The 15413-nt window shown below is 63.1% G+C and carries 14 protein-coding genes and 1 pseudogene; 11 read left to right on the top strand and 4 right to left on the bottom strand.

Annotation, left to right across the window (positions count from 1 at the left end; genetic code table 11):
• Positions 1–6: 6 nt before the first annotated feature.
• The 3 genes from fba (at position 7) to P3T21_RS20420 (ending at position 3681) form a co-directional block, all read left to right on the top strand.
• Positions 7–1059: a class II fructose-bisphosphate aldolase gene (fba, locus tag P3T21_RS20430; protein WP_429257758.1), complete on the top strand. Its 1053-nt coding sequence runs from the start codon at positions 7–9 to the stop codon at positions 1057–1059.
• A 66-nt stretch (positions 1060–1125) separates the two neighbouring features.
• Entirely contained in the window at positions 1126–2574 is a 1449-nt protein-coding gene (zwf, locus tag P3T21_RS20425; protein WP_429257757.1) for a glucose-6-phosphate dehydrogenase, read from the top strand.
• Between the two features lie 72 nt (positions 2575–2646).
• Positions 2647–3681 carry a class 1 fructose-bisphosphatase gene (locus tag P3T21_RS20420; RefSeq protein WP_429257756.1) on the top strand — a complete coding sequence of 345 codons (1035 nt, stop codon included), beginning with the start codon at positions 2647–2649 and terminating at the stop codon, positions 3679–3681.
• 188 nt (positions 3682–3869) lie between these two features.
• Here P3T21_RS20420 and ctlX read toward each other — a convergent pair whose 3' ends face one another.
• Together ctlX and P3T21_RS20410 are read right to left on the bottom strand one after the other, a co-directional pair.
• A complete protein-coding gene (ctlX, locus tag P3T21_RS20415) occupies positions 3870–4808 on the bottom strand; it encodes a citrulline utilization hydrolase CtlX (RefSeq protein WP_429257755.1) in 939 nt (312 codons plus the stop codon).
• Positions 4809–4865: 57 nt separating this feature from the next.
• Positions 4866–5927, bottom strand: coding sequence for an ornithine cyclodeaminase (locus P3T21_RS20410; protein ID WP_429257754.1), 1062 nt, complete (start codon positions 5925–5927; stop codon positions 4866–4868).
• Between the two features lie 225 nt (positions 5928–6152).
• On the opposite strand from P3T21_RS20410, the gene P3T21_RS20405 reads away from it, so the two are divergent.
• Together P3T21_RS20405 and P3T21_RS20400 are read left to right on the top strand one after the other, a co-directional pair.
• Positions 6153–6584, top strand: a complete 432-nt coding sequence (locus P3T21_RS20405) for an Lrp/AsnC family transcriptional regulator (protein WP_429257798.1) — start codon at positions 6153–6155, stop codon at positions 6582–6584.
• Positions 6585–6762: 178 nt separating this feature from the next.
• Positions 6763–7665 carry a DMT family transporter gene (locus P3T21_RS20400; RefSeq protein ID WP_429257753.1) on the top strand — a complete coding sequence of 301 codons (903 nt, stop codon included), beginning with the start codon at positions 6763–6765 and terminating at the stop codon, positions 7663–7665.
• A gap of 38 nt (positions 7666–7703) precedes the next feature.
• Here the strand turns inward: P3T21_RS20400 and P3T21_RS20395 are convergent, their stop codons facing one another.
• Complete coding sequence (locus P3T21_RS20395) at positions 7704–9371, bottom strand: tannase/feruloyl esterase family alpha/beta hydrolase (protein ID WP_429257752.1); 1668 nt, start codon at positions 9369–9371, stop codon at positions 7704–7706.
• Entirely contained in the window at positions 9368–10474 is a 1107-nt protein-coding gene (locus tag P3T21_RS20390) for an OpgC domain-containing protein (protein WP_429257751.1), read from the bottom strand. The genes P3T21_RS20395 and P3T21_RS20390 overlap by 4 nt, the downstream gene beginning before the upstream one ends.
• Positions 10475–10770: 296 nt before the next feature.
• Between P3T21_RS20390 and P3T21_RS20385 the strand changes: the two genes are divergently transcribed.
• From P3T21_RS20385 to P3T21_RS20360, 6 genes and pseudogenes are all read left to right on the top strand, one after another.
• Positions 10771–11079: a high-potential iron-sulfur protein gene (locus tag P3T21_RS20385; RefSeq protein WP_429257750.1), complete on the top strand. Its 309-nt coding sequence runs from the start codon at positions 10771–10773 to the stop codon at positions 11077–11079.
• An 89-nt stretch (positions 11080–11168) separates the two neighbouring features.
• On the top strand, positions 11169–12287 hold the full coding sequence (locus tag P3T21_RS20380) for a 3-deoxy-7-phosphoheptulonate synthase (protein WP_429257749.1): 1119 nt from the start codon (positions 11169–11171) through the stop codon (positions 12285–12287).
• A gap of 343 nt (positions 12288–12630) precedes the next feature.
• Entirely contained in the window at positions 12631–12819 is a 189-nt protein-coding gene (locus P3T21_RS20375) for a hypothetical protein (RefSeq protein WP_429257748.1), read from the top strand.
• Between the two features lie 125 nt (positions 12820–12944).
• Complete coding sequence (locus P3T21_RS20370; RefSeq protein WP_429257747.1) at positions 12945–14363, top strand: FAD-containing oxidoreductase; 1419 nt, start codon at positions 12945–12947, stop codon at positions 14361–14363.
• A gap of 26 nt (positions 14364–14389) precedes the next feature.
• Complete coding sequence (locus tag P3T21_RS20365) at positions 14390–14776, top strand: cupin (RefSeq protein ID WP_429257746.1); 387 nt, start codon at positions 14390–14392, stop codon at positions 14774–14776.
• 176 nt (positions 14777–14952) lie between these two features.
• A pseudogene (locus P3T21_RS20360) lies at positions 14953–15336 on the top strand (porin); the annotation flags it as partial.
• Between the last annotated feature and the right edge of the window lie 77 nt (positions 15337–15413).

Below are 15413 nucleotides of genomic sequence, written 5' to 3'. Positions count from 1 at the left end.
AACGACATGGCGCTGATTTCATTGCGGCAGTTGCTGGACCATGCGGCGGAGCACGCGTATGGCGTGCCGGCATTCAACGTCAATAACCTCGAGCAGGTTCAGGCGATCATGCAGGCGGCCGCTGACTGCGATAGTCCGGTCATCATGCAGGCTTCCGCCGGCGCGCGGAAATACGCAGGCGAAGCGTTTCTGAGGCACCTCGTCGTTGCGGCGATCGAGACTTATCCTGACATCCCGGTCGTGATGCATCAGGACCATGGGGCGTCGCCGGCTGTTTGCCTGGCCGCGATCCGCAGCGGATTCAGCAGCGTGATGATGGACGGTTCACTCATGCCGGATATGAAAACCGTTGCGACCTACGACTACAACGTCGAGGTGACGCGGACCGTGGTGGAGATGGCGCATGCCGTCGGGGTGTCAGTCGAGGGTGAGCTCGGATGTCTCGGTTCGCTCGAATCGGGCATGGCGGGTGAGGAGGACGGCTCCGGTGCCGAAGGCGTGCTGACCCACGACATGCTGCTGACCGACCCCGAGCAGGCCGCCGATTTCGTGCAGCGTACCGGGGTCGACGCGTTGGCCATTGCGATTGGTACGTCGCACGGCGCCTATAAATTTTCCCGCAAACCGTCGGGCGATATTCTCGCGATCGACAGGATCAGGGAGATTCATCGCCGCCTGCCCAATACCCATCTGGTCATGCACGGATCGAGTTCGGTGCCGCAGGAATGGCTTGAGATCATCCGCGAGTTCGGCGGCGAAATCCGGGAAACGTACGGTGTTCCGGTGGAAGAGATTTGCGAGGGCATTCGTCATGGCGTACGCAAGGTCAACATCGATACGGATATCCGCCTCGCGATGACCGGAGCAATACGGCGCTCACTCGCACAGCGTCCTTCTGAGTTCGACGTTCGCCGATTCCTCACGGAGGCACTTGGCGTGGCCCGTGACCTGTGCCGTTCCCGCTTCGAGGCATTTGGCAGTGCCGGACAGGCGCACAAGATCAAGCCGGTTGCGCTGTCGGCGATGGCAGGGCGCTATGACCACGTGCATCACGGGTAATGGATTGCGCTGGCACGAACGTGCGATGCGTTCAGCGGACTCAGGAATCTCGTTGGGATCAGATCAATGAAAGCACAGTTATTGGTGATCTTTGGCGGCACGGGAGACCTTGCCATGCGCAAGCTTCTTCCCGCGCTGTATCAGAACCACCGGGAGGGAACGCTCCCGGACGGCATGCGCATCGTTGGCGTCGGCCGGGAGGGGTTGGAACGAGGCGGCTACCTCGCAAAGGTACAGGATGCCTTGCGTGAATTCCTGTCCGCCACCGACTTCGACGACGCACATTGGACCACCTTCTCGTCGCGCCTTGAATTCGTTCAGATGGATGCGCTGGTGTCAGCGGACTACGCACGGCTCGCTGCAACATTGCGATGGCAGGACAGCCGGGCGCAGATCTTCTACCTTGCCACGCCTTCGGAACTGTTCGTTCCGATATGCGCCGAGCTGAACCGGGCAGAGCTTGTTTCTGCCACATCGAAGGTCGTTCTCGAAAAGCCGCTAGGCCATGATTTGCCCTCCGCGCAACAGATCAACCGGGAGGTCGGCGCGATATTTCGCGAGCACCAGATCTACCGGATCGACCACTATCTGGGCAAGGAGACCGTACAGAACCTGTTTGCGCTGCGGTTCGGCAATGGCATGTTCGAACGTCTCTGGAACCGCGACGGGATTCGCGATGTCCAGATCACGATTGCCGAGCAGGTGGGCGTCGAGGGGCGCGGCGCGTTTTACGAGCGCACCGGCGCAATGCGGGACATGGTCCAGAATCATCTGCTGCAGCTACTGTGCATACTCGCAATGGAGCCGCCGCTGAGTCTCGAAGCGGACGCGGTGCGCGACGAGAAGCTCAAGGTTCTTCGCTCGCTCAAGCCGCTCAGCGCGGCCGATGTGGCGCAGCAGACCGTGCGTGGTCAGTACACAGCCGGCGAGATGCATGGTGCTCCGGTTGCCGGCTATCTGGACGAGCCGGACATTGGTGCCGATAGCCGGACGGAGACATTCGTCGCGCTGAAAGTGGAGCTGAATAACTGGCGCTGGGCAGGCGTGCCCTTTTACCTGCACACCGGCAAGCGCCTGCAGAGCCGCGTCGCCGAGATCGTCGTCAATTTCAGGGATGTGCCGCATTCGGTGTTCGGCTCGTCCACGACGGCCAGTCACGGTAACCGTCTCGTGATCCGGCTGCAGCCGGACGAAAGCCTGAAACTCTATCTGATGACCAAGGCGCCGGGTGATGAGATGACGGTCAGGCCGGTGAGTCTGAATCTCGAATTTTCTTCGGCATTCTCGACGAGACGAAGGGATGCCTACGAGCGGCTCCTGCTCGATGTGATCCGGGGCAGACTCACACTTTTCATGCGAGGCGACGAACTCGACGCAGCATGGCAATGGGTCGACCCGGTGATCGACGCCTGGCGCGAGCAGGATCCTCCCGCGCCCTATGCCGCAGGAGGCGCCGGCCCCGATGCAGCCCTCGCGCTAGTCGGGCAAGGTAGCGTCGCGCCATGCGACGCGTGAGATTCCATCGCTGTTGTCCCCAACCCCGTTGATTCCACCGATCACGAGTAGTTCCTGCCAGGCGGACCGAACATGACCCACATAGCTAGCACTGAGCACATCACGCTGTCCTCGTTTTTCGCGAACGCAGCACGTGATGAGCGAGCCCCGGCGGCGCTCGTCACGCTCATCGAAGCCGTTGCCGATGCGTGCTCGTCCATCGCAACGGCTGTCGAGCGAGGCGTCTTCGACGGCGCATCTGGAAATGCCCATTCGGAGAACGTTCATGGAGAGGCACAAAAGAAGCTCGACGTCGTGTCGAACGACATCATGATCGACGCGGTCGGGTCGGCTAGCTGTCTTCGCGGACTGGCGTCGGAAGAGCTCGAGTCGGTTCAGGTGACCGGGCATGGGCAATCCGCGGATACCTCCGGTTATCTGCTCCTTTTTGATCCGCTCGACGGCTCCTCCAATCTTGAGATCAACGGCATTGTCGGAAGTATCTTTTCCGTGCTTGCTGCTCCGGCGTCTGGCGCCGTAATCGACGAGCGCCATTTTCTGCAACCGGGCGTGAAGCAGGTCTGCGCGGGGTATGCGATCTATGGTGCGACGACGATGTTCGTGCTGACCACGGGGCACGGCGTCGACGGGTTCACGTTCGACAGGCAATCGGCATCATTCGTCCTGACCCATCCACAGATCCAGATCCCGGAAAATACCCGCGAGTTTGCGATCAACATGTCCAACGAGCGCTACTGGGAAGCGCCTGTGCGCCGCTATGTCCGTGAGTGTGTCGCGGGCGCGTCGGGGCCTCGACAGACGAATTTCAACATGCGATGGATTGCATCCATGGTCGCGGAGGTGCATCGAATCCTGATGCGTGGGGGCGTTTTCCTCTATCCGCGGGACAACAAGAATCCCCAGCTTGCCGGACGGCTGCGGCTGACCTATGAGGCCAATCCGATGTCGTTCATCGTCGAACAGGCCGGCGGGTTGAGCACGACGGGCGAGACCCCGATCATGGAAGTCCAGCCGGACCATGTCCATCAGCGCGTTCCCGTCATCCTCGGGTCAAGGCTTGAAGTGGAGCGCCTGCTTCGATACCACGACGAGGTCGCGGCCGCTTGATCGCCGTGAAAATATCCTTGCAACCCGTTCGACCAGTGGGGTGTCGAGCTCGGCGTTGATTGCCAGGGCGCGTGCCAGACTGTGCCAATAGGACCGCTCCGTGGCGGTGTCGCATCCTGCTGGATGCCTGGCTGCCAGATGCGGCGACTGCTCGCAAGCGGTCGCCGTCTGCTTCTTCCTTCAAGCTTCTAACGCTGCGCGAGGTGGATTCCCGCGAGCATGCAACGCACGGATCCTCCGGCCATTTCGATCGTGGGCACGCGCAACGGCAGCAGCTGCGCCGAGCGCTCGATGAGCGCTTTTTGTTGCGCTGTCAGCGAGGACACAGCCCGTTCGGACAGCGCAAGGACACGGCCATCCTTTCCCGACAGCTCCAGTGCATTGCCCGCAAAATTGCCGATCTGCGAACCGTCCAGCGCGATGACAGCGCGGCCGCTTTCCAGCAGGCGTTTTCGTACCTCGTCGCGTCGACGCTCGTTCTGGATCAGATCGAGACCGACAAGCGCAAATTCGGTCGCGACGCTCATCATCACGTTGGTGTGATACACCGCACGACCGGCCGGATCGGCCGTGTCGAAGCACAGCGGCTCGAAATTGAAATGCGTGCAGAACCGTTCGAGCGCCACTGGGTCCGCGCGGCGCGAGCGCGCCGTGTACGCGATGCGCGCGATGTGATCCAGCACCATGGCGCCCGTGCCTTCCAGAAACACATCGTCGTGTTCCAGGCCCGAATAGTCGATGACGTCCTGCACGCGGTACCCGGTCTTCAACATTTCGATCACGTCGGTCCTGCGTTCGCGTCGCCGGTTGATCGAATGCATCGGATAGACCGCGACGTGTCCGCCTGGATGTGTTGAGAACCAGTTGTTCGGGAACACCGAATCAGGCGTCTGGTGCTCGCCGTAATCGTCGAATACGTGAACGCGTACGCCTGCCGCCTCCAGCGCTGCCGCAGCGGCGCTGACTTCGTCGCGCGCGGCCGCCGCAAGCGATGCCCCTTCGGCGTGGCTGCGGATCTCGCCGGAACGCTGGAATGCGTTGTCGGTGGCTGTTTCCGGGTTGGGGTGGAAGCAATGCGGCCGGATCATGACTACGGCGGCCGGCGCCTGAATCGACAGGAGGCTCATGAAATTTCTGATGGATGGCAGGAGTACGGGGCTGGAACGGGCGTGGGGCTGTTGTGCCTATCGGGAGAACGCTAACGCGTCGGCACGTGCTGGCGCGGTAGCGGCCGTAGCCAGTTCGCCGAAGAGATCCTTCGGATCGGCGGCCGGCGGAATCAGTGCAACGTCGATGCCGACGTCGTGCTCCTGCGCGAGCGCGTGCAGATAGCGAAGCGCGGAATAGTCCTCGAGCGCAAAACCGACCGAGTCGAATACGGTGACCTGAGCGGCGCTCTCCCTGCCGGCCGTTTCGCCGCGCAGCACTCGCCACAGTTCGACGACGGGCGAGTCGGCGGGCAACTGCTGGATGTCGCCCTCGATGCGGGTTTGCGGCTCGTACTCGACGATCACGCGGCTCATCCGCAGCACGTCCGCGTGCAGTTCGGTCTTGCCGGGGCAGTCGCCGCCCACGGCGTTCAGATGCATGCCGGGCTCGATCATGTCGGGCGTGACGATCGTCGCGCAGGTTTTGTCGGCCGTGACCGTCGTGACGATATCGGCGCCTCGCACCGCCTCAGCGGTCGACGATGCGCGAACGATCCGCAGCGCCGGCCATGCGGACAGGTTGCGGATCAGCTTGTCGGTTGCGCGCGCATCGACATCGAACACGCGAATCTCATCGATGCCGAGCAGCGTGTGAAACGCGATTGCCTGGAATTCGCTTTGTGCGCCGTTGCCGATCAGCGCCATGCGTCGCGAGTCGGGGCGAGCAAGGGTGCTTGCGACGAGCGCCGAGGTTGCAGCGGTGCGCAGGGCGGTGGTCAACGTGAGTTCGGAGAGGAACAGCGGATAGCCGGTATCGACCGATGCGAGCGCGCCGAACGCCATCACCGTGTGAATGCCCCGCTCCGCGTTGATGGGATGCCCGTTGACGTATTTGAAGGCGAACAGCTTCGAGTCGGCAACAGGCATCAATTCGATCACGCCTACCTGGGAATGACAGGCGACGCGCGGGGACTTGTCGAAATCGCTCCATCGAAGATAGTCCGCGCGAATGGTGTCGGCGAGTTCGCTCAGGAATCGCGGCACACCGATATCGGCGACGAGTCGACAGGTGGCGGGTACGTCGAGAAAGCGGGTCATGGTCATGCCTCCGTTGTTGATGTGGGCTCCAGCTCGGGAGCGATAACGGAATTATTCCGTCGGACCTCGCCAACAAAAAGATGACAAACCTCGCAAATTTTCCGGTGCAAGTGTCAAAATGCTAAGGCTAAATGGCGTTTTGTACATAGCGGGCGCGGACGTTGCGCTGAGCGACGCGGAAAAACGCAAAACGCCGTGACCGGCAACACAAAATGGCAACAGGAAATGATCAATCTCGATGACATCGACAGGCAGCTCATCGCGCTGTTGCGCGACAACGCGCGCATGTCGGTCGTGACGCTCGCGAAGCACTTGCGCGTTGCGCGTGCGACGGTGCAGAACCGGCTGACGCGCCTTGAGGAAAGCGGGGTGATCGTGGGCTACACGGTGCGGCTGAAACCGGCGGCGGAGGCGCACCGGATTCGCGCGCTGATGTCGATCGCCGTCGAAGGCAACCGCGCGGCCGACGTGCTGAAGGTGCTACGCGGGCATCCGAATGTCGCGACGATCCACAGCACCAACGGGCGCTGGGATCTCGTCGCGGAACTGCGGGCGGATTCGCTGGAGAACTTCGATCGCGTGCTGGGTGCGATCCGGTTGATTGACGGCATCGCGAGCACCGAGACGAGCATCTTTCTTTCGACGCACAAGATGTGAGCCGGCAGTCTTCGCTTCGGCGACTTGACCGATGCGCGTTCGCACGCGCATCGATGCCTTCACGGTCCGCGTGTTCGATACGACGGGTCGGGTCCTGTCTGATCAGGTGGTGACCGATGATTCAAGTTCGGTCCCGCCCCCGCCTTTACCGGCCAACCCACCTCACGAGCTTCGTCCGATGCCAGTAGCAACCACCACCACTCGCACCGCGCATTTTCCCCTCCGCAGCGTCGCGCAGATGATCGCGTCGATGTTCTGCTTCGCCATCGTGGACGCGCTGGCGAAGGCCATCACGGCCCACTACCCGGCGAACGAGATCACCTTCTTCCGCATGCTGTTCGGCCTCGCGCCGGCGCTCATCCTTGCATTGCGCGCGCGATCGCCGCGCAACCTGCTGCGTTCGCGTCACTGGCGCGTACATATCGAGCGTGCGGTCGTGTTGATGGCGGCGCTTGGCCTCTTCTTCGCGGGCCTGCGTTATGTACCGTTGAGCGAGGCGGTTGCGCTTGCCTACACCGAGAAGTTGTTCGTCATCGTGCTCGCGCCGCTCGTGCTCAACGAAAAATGGCGTGGTCGCGATGCGCTTGCCGCGGTGATCGGCTTCGCCGGCATTCTGCTGGTCGTGCGGCCGACAGGCGTGGCGTCTGGTCTCCTCGGCCCGGCGCTTCTGCTGGCAAGCGCGGTGTTTGGCGCGATCTCTATCATCCAGATCAAGCGTGTCGGCGCAACGGATGAGCCGGGCCTGATCGTGCTGTATTCGACGTTGATCGGCACGCTGGTGACGGGCGCTTCGCTCTTCTTCGCGTGGCAGACACCGACGCCCGTTCACCTCGGCATTCTCCTGCTGCTCGGCGTCGCCGCAGGCACCGGGCAACTGCTGATGACCTCGGCGTTCCGTCACGCCGACACCGGCACGCTCGCACCGTACAGCTACACGAGCATCGTGTGGGCGACGCTTTTCGGTTATGTCGTGTGGGGCGAGTCGGTGAGCATGCTGTCGCTGGCCGGGATCGTGCTGATCGTCGGTAGTTCGATCGCGATTGCGATCCGGCGCAAGGAACCTGAAGCGCTCAACGTCTGACCGGCCGCACGACGCACCGGTAGCGCGTCACATGCCATTCACGGCTCCGCACAGACAAAACTGCTCGCGCGGTTCACATTTCCCTTGCCGCTATAACGCGGAAACATCGGATACCGGCATAGCGGACGGGAGCGGCCATTGGTCGCCGCGGCGATATCGATGGCGGTCAGCGTCTCCGGAGAAATATCGTGCGTGACCCAGTTGTCGAGCGCGCCGAGCAGATCCGTCGACGGAATGAATACGCCGCTGCCGTGCTGGAATCCCGGCACCATGTAGAGCCGCATGAATGAATCGACCCTGTCGATACCAAAGCGGTCCACGAGCGCTTCGTAATACGCAATCGTCTGGTTCGGGCTGATGACTTCGTCGGCGAGCCCGTGCAACGTGATCAGCTTGCCGCCGCGCGCGATGTAGCGGGAGAGGTCGGTGCTCATCGCGCCGATGGTCTGTGAAAGCGCGACCACCTGGCGCTGGTAATTGCCGGGATGCTGCACGTCGAACTTCAGCGAATCGAACGCCGGGTCGCGCGTGATGAAGTACCTCACGTAGCCGTCGCCCTGTGAGAACAGATAGCCGTTGGCGATGATCGCCGGAGACGGTCCATGCCTGTCATCGTGCGCAAGGCCGAGCGTGCCGGTGAACTGCGTGCCCTGAAACACGTTGTAGCCGCGATAGCGGTTCACATTCCACGCGAGCGAATACGGCAGCGAGAGTCCGTCGCGCAGCACCGACAGCGTCGCCAGTTGCGCAGTGGAAAGACAGTCGTCGTTCGCGATGTACGCATCGCTCACGGGGCAACGCAGCGATTCGATGATCTCGGCCTCGTGCCGGCGACATGCGGTAACGTCACTCACGATGCCGTCCGCTGCGCCATCGAGCCTGTCGCACACTTCAAGCGTGCGCTGGTAGACGCGCTGGAGTAACGGAGGCGGCACGAAGCCGCCCGGTGTCGCGTATTCAGTCTGGCCGACTTTCACCCCAAGCAGACGCACGCCGGAAAAATTCAGCGCGGGCGAGTTGGCGATGACGCCGTCGTAGTCGTCCGGGAAGCGCTGCATGACGGTGTAGCCTTCACGTCCACCCGTCGAGCCGCCGGCAAAGTACATGCGCTCTGGCCGCCGTCCGTACGCGTGCTCGATCAGTGCGAGCGCGACGTCGTGGGTCTTCTTCAGATGCGCGTAGCCGAAATTGACGACGGCTTCGTCGACGAGGCCGAACACCGCCAGCGCCGAATTGCCGACGTGGCCGGAGTCGTCGCCGAAGGTGGCGTAGCCCTGCGCCAGCGGCGCGCGATTCGGCGAGAAAGGCATCACCCCCGTGCCGCTGACCACGACGCCGTTATACCCACCGCCGCCCACCTGCAACGCGCGGCCGTTCCAGTGGCGCGGCAGATTCAGATCGAAGCGGATATCCGGCGTGCCGACCTTCAGCGCCTTGATGCTGCCCGTGATCCGGCAATACTCGCCGTCCTGGTTGTTACGGGCGGTCGCCGCGATCATCTCCGCGGTGTCGATCTGCGCGCCGCGCGTCGGCAATCCGATGACTTCGGCAGGCACCGTCAGGCCGGCGAGTTGCGTGCACTGCACAGCGAGGTTCGGCCCGGTCGGGGCTGCCGTTGCGTCGACAGTGGTCAGCAGAAGTGTGGAGCACACGAACACGAGGACGATCGCGCGCGCGGCGCGGGGTAGAGCGATCCGCGCGCTCATCCGCAGCCGGCACTGTTGACGGCTGCGCGCGACTGCTGTCCCTTCCAGTCGTTCCAGCCGCGCGCGATGACGAGCACGGCCGTGATCGCGACAAGATCGCCGGCGAGCGCGACCATCGTGCCCTCCAGGCCGTGAAGGCCACGCGGCGTCGCGGTGTCGACGATCATCGACACCAGCGTGCCCGTCACGAAACATACGAGCCCAGTGCGTCCGACCGTGACCACGGCCGGCAGCCGCCGCGCGAGGCGCGCGATGCTGCCGGTGTGCACGAAACGCGCGGCAAGCCACGCAATGACAAGAAAGTTGATCACACGATCCATCGAAAGATTCTGTTTGAGATGACCCGGCAAGGCCTGCGTCAGCACGAACAGCCTGACGACGGCGAATGCGAGCACGGCGGCCACCGCAATCCGCGTGAGCCAGCGCGCAGCACGCGATATATGGAAGCGGTCGCCCACCGGCTGCACGCGGCACAGGATACCGAGTACGAACATCAGTTGCCATGCAAACGGATTGAAAGCCCAATCGCCGACGTCGTCAATGCTGAAAAGCGAGGCTAGCGGCCGCGCTAAAGCCCAGATCGCGAGGCTCAGCGTCATTGCGGAAAGCGCCGAGCGTCGCGCGAGCGGCACGGCGAACGGCACGCACAGCGCGAAGATCACGTACATCGGCAGGACGCTCGACAGATACGGCTGACGCCTGAGCAGTGCGATATCGAGCGACTCACGCAGCGGTTCGCTGGAAAAGAGCGGCCAGCCAGTCAGATCGATCATCGGCCGGTTCAGATGCAGGAGCGCGAGCGCGGCGCCTGACACGAGCGTCAGCACGGCGGTCAGCAGATACGCGCGATAGATTTCCCAGCAGCGTCTGAGAAAGCGCTTCTGTGCGGCACCGGGTCCGCGGTGTTCGAGCACGGCCGTATAGGCAGCCGCCGATGCATAGCCGCCCAGAAACACAAACACTTCCGCCGAGTCGCATAGTGCGTACGTGTGCAGCATCAGATGCGACAGCACGCTGCCGGGAATATGGTCCAGCACGATGACGATCAGCACGATCCCGCGGAAGAAATCCACTTCGATCGAGCGTCCCTGATGCGAATTCATCGACGTTCCCGCGCGCGTTTTAGCTCTCTGTAGGAGAGACATAAAAGAGGATCGTTCCGCGTAAGCACGAGGCGTGTCAATGGAAATCGCGTGACGATTGTGCGTTGGCAGCTAACTGAAATCAGCCTGTTGGCGCGTGGTAATCCATCGTCGCGTAGCGAGGCGAATCGACTCCGTCTTGACTTCAGTGATCAGGCGCGTGGCAGGCGCGGCCTTCTGCTGCGAGAATGGAAGAAGGTGCACGGCGCCGACGGAAAGCAGGTTCCATCAAACCATCCCACGAACAGGGTCCAGTCATGAAAGCAACGCGTCGCAGCTTTCTCATTCTTAGCGCCAGCGTGGCGTCATCGCTGGCGTTATCCCGTGTGGCTTCCGCCGACGAAGCGAAACTCAGCGAAGACGACCCCGCCGCGCAGAAGCTCGGCTACCGGCTGGATGCGTCGAAGGTCGACAAGTCGAAGTTTCCGGCCTGGGCTGCCGGGCAGACCTGCAGCAACTGCTCGCTGTATCAGGGCGGCGCCAGCGACCCGTACGGAGGCTGCGCGCTGTTCGGTGTGAAGCAGGTCGCGGCGCGCGGCTGGTGTACGTCCTGGACGAATGCGTAGGCGGGCCGCGGCGGCGCCGGAGCGGGCCGCGAGTGCGATAATGCCGGTTTGCCGCCTGGTATGTCGCAACCCGCTTTACGGAGAATATCTTGAGCCGCCTGGACAACCCTTTGCACGATCAGGAAGCCGGCCGCGCCGACTCGACGCAGGACACTACCCGCATCGACGACACCCGCATCGGCGCCGTCCGTCCCCTGATTTCCCCGGCGCTGCTGCAGGACGAGCTGCCGGTTCCGCCGGACGTCCAGACGCTCGTCGAGGAAAGCCGCTCGGCAATCGCGGACATCCTGCACGGTCGCGACGACCGTCTGGTGGCTGTCGTCGGCCCCTGTTCGATCCACGACCACCAGCAGGCGATGGATTACGCGCATCGTCTGAAAGCCGCCGCCGATGCGCTGAAGGACGATCTGCTGATCGTGATGCGCGTCTACTTCGAAAAGCCGCGCACGACGGTCGGCTGGAAGGGCTATATCAACGATCCCCAGCTCGACGGCAGCTTCCGCATCAACGAAGGGCTGCGCCGTGCGCGTGAACTGCTGCTGGACATCAGCAGCCTCGGCCTGCCGACCGCGACTGAGTTTCTCGATCTGCTGAGCCCGCAGTACATCGCGGATCTGATCGCGTGGGGCGCGATCGGCGCGCGCACGACGGAAAGCCAGAGCCATCGCCAGCTGGCGTCGGGTCTCAGCTGCCCGATCGGCTTCAAGAACGGCACCGATGGCGGCGTGCAGATCGCCGCGGACGCGATCGTCGCGGCGCGCGCGAGTCACGCCTTCATGGGCATGACCAAGATGGGCATGGCGGCGATCTTCGAAACCCGCGGCAACGACGATGCGCACGTGATCCTGCGCGGCGGCAAGAAAGGGCCGAACTACGACAGCGCGGGCGTCGAGGCGAGCTGTGCGGCGCTGCGCGAACTGGGGCTGCGTGAGCAGGTGATGGTCGACTGCTCGCACGCGAATTCGGGCAAATCGCACCTGCGGCAGATGGACGTGGCGGAGGACCTGGCCGGGCAACTGTCGGCGGGCGATCGCCGCATCATCGGCGTGATGATCGAGAGCCACCTCGAGGAAGGGCGCCAGGACCTGAAGCCGGGTGTGCCGCTGCGCTACGGCGTGTCGATCACGGATGCGTGCCTTTCGTGGGCGCAGACCGCGCCGGTGCTCGACAGGCTGGCCGCAGCTGTCCGGGCGCGTCGCGCCGGCTGAATCCGGGGCTGGCCGTACCACGGATTGCAGCCGCGGCAACGCCGGGTGATGTCGGGCTGATGCCGGAATAATGCCGGAATAATGCCGGCCAGCCCGTCGCCGGCGCCGGCGGAATACGCCCGAAACCCCTCGCCAGGCGCCGCCGGAACGCTGACGAACGCCCGCCAGATCAGGCCCGCGCCCCGCCGAAGCCCGCCCACCGGGCTTCTGTCGATTGTTCGAATCCACCGACAAGTGACTTCGCGTTCTGCCCATTTATCCGTGGACGCGTCCCTCCTAAAATTGCTTCCATCGGAACATTGGATGCAGTGCCCCACCGAAACAGTCGGGCGAAGGAGTGGACATGAGAGACCTTATCGAACGCCAGCTATATCACCCGGCCGTGGTGTTGCCGATGGTGTCGCTCATGCAATTGATGGTGTCGCTCGATTTCAACCTGAGCCAGGTTGGTTTCGTCGTTGCGACAAAGGGCGCGAAGGCGGCACTCGACCGCTCGCGCGAACTGATCTGCCACGTCTACTGCGACGCCTGAACCCACCCTGAGCCTCGTCTGAACCACGCCTGAACCCTCAGTCCGCCGGAGGCCCGCGAAACCGCACAGCAAAAGAGTCACGTGTAAGATGGCACGACCCCATACCGGCTCCCCGGAGGTCTGCCATGCCCCAGCATTTCGACGCAATCGTGATCGGCACTGGACAGGGCGGCTCGCCGCTGGCGGTCCGCCTCGGTGAAAACGGCCGCAAGACGGCCGTTATCGAACGGGCGACGTTCGGGGGCACGTGCGTGAACGTCGGCTGTACGCCGACCAAAGCGTACGTGGCATCCGCGCGGGCCGCACATGTAGCGCGCCACGCGGCCGCCTGGGGCGTCCAGATCACGGGCGACATCACCGTCGATCTCGCACGCGTGAAGGCGCGTAAGGACGAAATCATCGGGCAATCCAGACGCGGCGTCGAAAAGTGGCTGCGCGGCGCCACAAACGTCAGCGTCTTCAACGGCCACGCGCGCTTCGCGGGTGCGCACTCGGTGCGCATCGAAGCGCGCGACGGCCAGCCGGCCCAGGACCTCGAGGCCGACGAAATCTTCATTAACACGGGCACTCGCCCGGTCATCCCGACGCTTCCCGGCATCGAGGACATCCGCTACTTCACGAATTCGACGCTGCTCGATCTGACGACGTTGCCGGAGCATCTGGTGGTCGTCGGCGCGAGCTATATCGCGCTGGAGTTCGCGCAGGTGTTCCGCCGCTTCGGTAGCCGGGTGACCGTGATCGTGCGTGGCGAGCGCGTGCTGACCCGCGAGGACGCGGACTTTGCGAAAAGCCTGCAGGACGTGTTCGTGCGTGAAGGCATCGAATTCCGCTTTGGCGCCAATCCCGCGCGACTTGAAGCACTGGGCGGCCGCGGCGACGGCACGGCGGTGCGCGTTCATCTTGCGGGCGATGCGCCGCCGCTCGACGCCTCGCATCTGCTGTTCGCGACCGGTCGTCGTCCGAACACCGACGATCTGGGTCTCGACGCTGCGGGTATTGAAGTCGATAAACACGGCTTGATCCCCGTCGATGGCGAGCTGCGTACGAAGGTGCCCGGCGTGTGGGCCATTGGCGATGTCAACGGACGCGGCGCGTTCACGCACACGTCGTACGACGATTTTCAGGTCGTCGCGGCCAATCTGTTCGAGGCGGAGCGCACGGGCGAGCGTCGCAGCGTCGACGGCCGCACCATGGTGTATGCGGTGTTCGTCGATCCGCCGCTTGCGCGCGTGGGGATGTCGGAGGCTGAAGTGCGCCAGTCGGGACGCAAGGCGTTGATCGCGACGATGCCGATGTCGCGTGTTGGACGCGCGCGAGAGAAAGGCGAGACGGCCGGCTTCATGAAGACGCTCGTCGATGCCGACACGAAGCAGATTCTCGGTGCGACCATCCTCGGCGTGGACGGCGACGAAGCGATCCATACCATCATCGACACCATCAAGGCCGGCGCGCCCTACACCACGTTGATGCGCGCGATGCACATTCACCCGACCATCAGCGAACTGATTCCGACGCTGCTTGAAGGGCTCAAACCGATGGTTTGACTTCGGTCCGTCAAACGAGGCACGCGATGAAACCCGAGACCGGCAATCTCTTCGACCTGGCGGGACCACACGGTCCCGATGAGCAGTTCGATACGCTGGTCGATCGCAAAGGGGTGCGTGTCGAGCGGATCGTGTCGACGGGACAGGCGAGTCCTGCTGACTTCTGGTACGACAGTCCGCACGAGGAATGGGTCGTCCTGCTCGCGGGCGCAGCGGCGCTGGAATTCGCAGAGGGATGCGAAGGCGGGTCTGAAGGCGCGGTTGAAGGCGCTGCGCAGCTGCATACGATGCGGCCCGGCGATTATGTGCAGATTCCCGCGCATTGCCGGCATCGCGTGGCATGGACGCATGCGAGTGAGCCGACGTTCTGGCTCGCGGTGCATTACGAAAGCAGTGGGCCTGCTACGTCGTAATGAACCCGTTTCAAAGGCTCGGGTGGCGGCCAGTAAATATCGGCTTAAGACAGTCGACATTCTGGTTGAACCCGGTCGCCGCAAAAGGGCAGGTAGCTAGCAAGACATGCTTGTCGACGCTGTGCTCAATCTGCTAAAGCGCGTTGCTCACGAAGAGATGCAGTTTGTGCGGACCTTCGAACGTGCAGTACATTCCGGGTACCGGCTCGAAGTTTACCGACACGGCGATCTGGAACACCGGCGGCCTGGTGGTGCATTACAAGCCAACGACGCAGGTGGATCTCGCTGCGGGCTATAGTTATACGCGCGCGACGACCTCGAACGGCATCCATAGCGCCGCGCAATATCAACAGTTCAACCTGTCCCTGTACCATGCGCTGTCGAAGCGTACGGGACTGTATGCGCTCGAGGCGTATCAGCGTGCGAACGGGCAGACGCTGGGCACCTCGGGAAAGGGGAATATCATCAATGCAACGGCGAGCGTGGGCGATGGCTACCAGTCGGCGCCTTCGTCGTCGCGTAGCCAGTTCGCGGGTGGCGTTGGTATCATCACCCGCTTCCACGCTGTTGCGTATCGCCGTCTCCGGCGATGTGCGACAGCATCGATATTTGAAGTTCTGACATAGACAGTTCAAGG

The sequence above is a fragment of the Paraburkholderia sp. GAS334 genome (assembly GCF_050436625.1).
Classification (GTDB): Bacteria; Pseudomonadota; Gammaproteobacteria; order Burkholderiales; family Burkholderiaceae; genus Paraburkholderia.
Note: the sequence above shows the minus strand (reverse complement) of the source record. Positions and strands in the feature narration are given on the sequence as shown.

Coding starts and splice junctions, on each gene's coding strand:
- fba (WP_429257758.1), top strand. CDS start 7: ATGGCGCTGATTTCATTGCGGCAGTTGCTGGACCATGCGGCGGAGCAC.
- P3T21_RS20385 (WP_429257750.1), top strand. CDS start 10,771: ATGAAAGCAACGCGTCGCAGCTTTCTCATTCTTAGCGCCAGCGTGGCG.
- ctlX (WP_429257755.1), bottom strand. CDS start 4,808: ATGAGCCTCCTGTCGATTCAGGCGCCGGCCGCCGTAGTCATGATCCGG.
- P3T21_RS20405 (WP_429257798.1), top strand. CDS start 6,153: ATGATCAATCTCGATGACATCGACAGGCAGCTCATCGCGCTGTTGCGC.
- P3T21_RS20420 (WP_429257756.1), top strand. CDS start 2,647: ATGACCCACATAGCTAGCACTGAGCACATCACGCTGTCCTCGTTTTTC.
- zwf (WP_429257757.1), top strand. CDS start 1,126: ATGAAAGCACAGTTATTGGTGATCTTTGGCGGCACGGGAGACCTTGCC.
- P3T21_RS20365 (WP_429257746.1), top strand. CDS start 14,390: ATGAAACCCGAGACCGGCAATCTCTTCGACCTGGCGGGACCACACGGT.
- P3T21_RS20390 (WP_429257751.1), bottom strand. CDS start 10,474: ATGAATTCGCATCAGGGACGCTCGATCGAAGTGGATTTCTTCCGCGGG.
- P3T21_RS20370 (WP_429257747.1), top strand. CDS start 12,945: ATGCCCCAGCATTTCGACGCAATCGTGATCGGCACTGGACAGGGCGGC.
- P3T21_RS20375 (WP_429257748.1), top strand. CDS start 12,631: ATGAGAGACCTTATCGAACGCCAGCTATATCACCCGGCCGTGGTGTTG.
- P3T21_RS20400 (WP_429257753.1), top strand. CDS start 6,763: ATGCCAGTAGCAACCACCACCACTCGCACCGCGCATTTTCCCCTCCGC.
- P3T21_RS20395 (WP_429257752.1), bottom strand. CDS start 9,371: ATGAGCGCGCGGATCGCTCTACCCCGCGCCGCGCGCGCGATCGTCCTC.
- P3T21_RS20410 (WP_429257754.1), bottom strand. CDS start 5,927: ATGACCCGCTTTCTCGACGTACCCGCCACCTGTCGACTCGTCGCCGAT.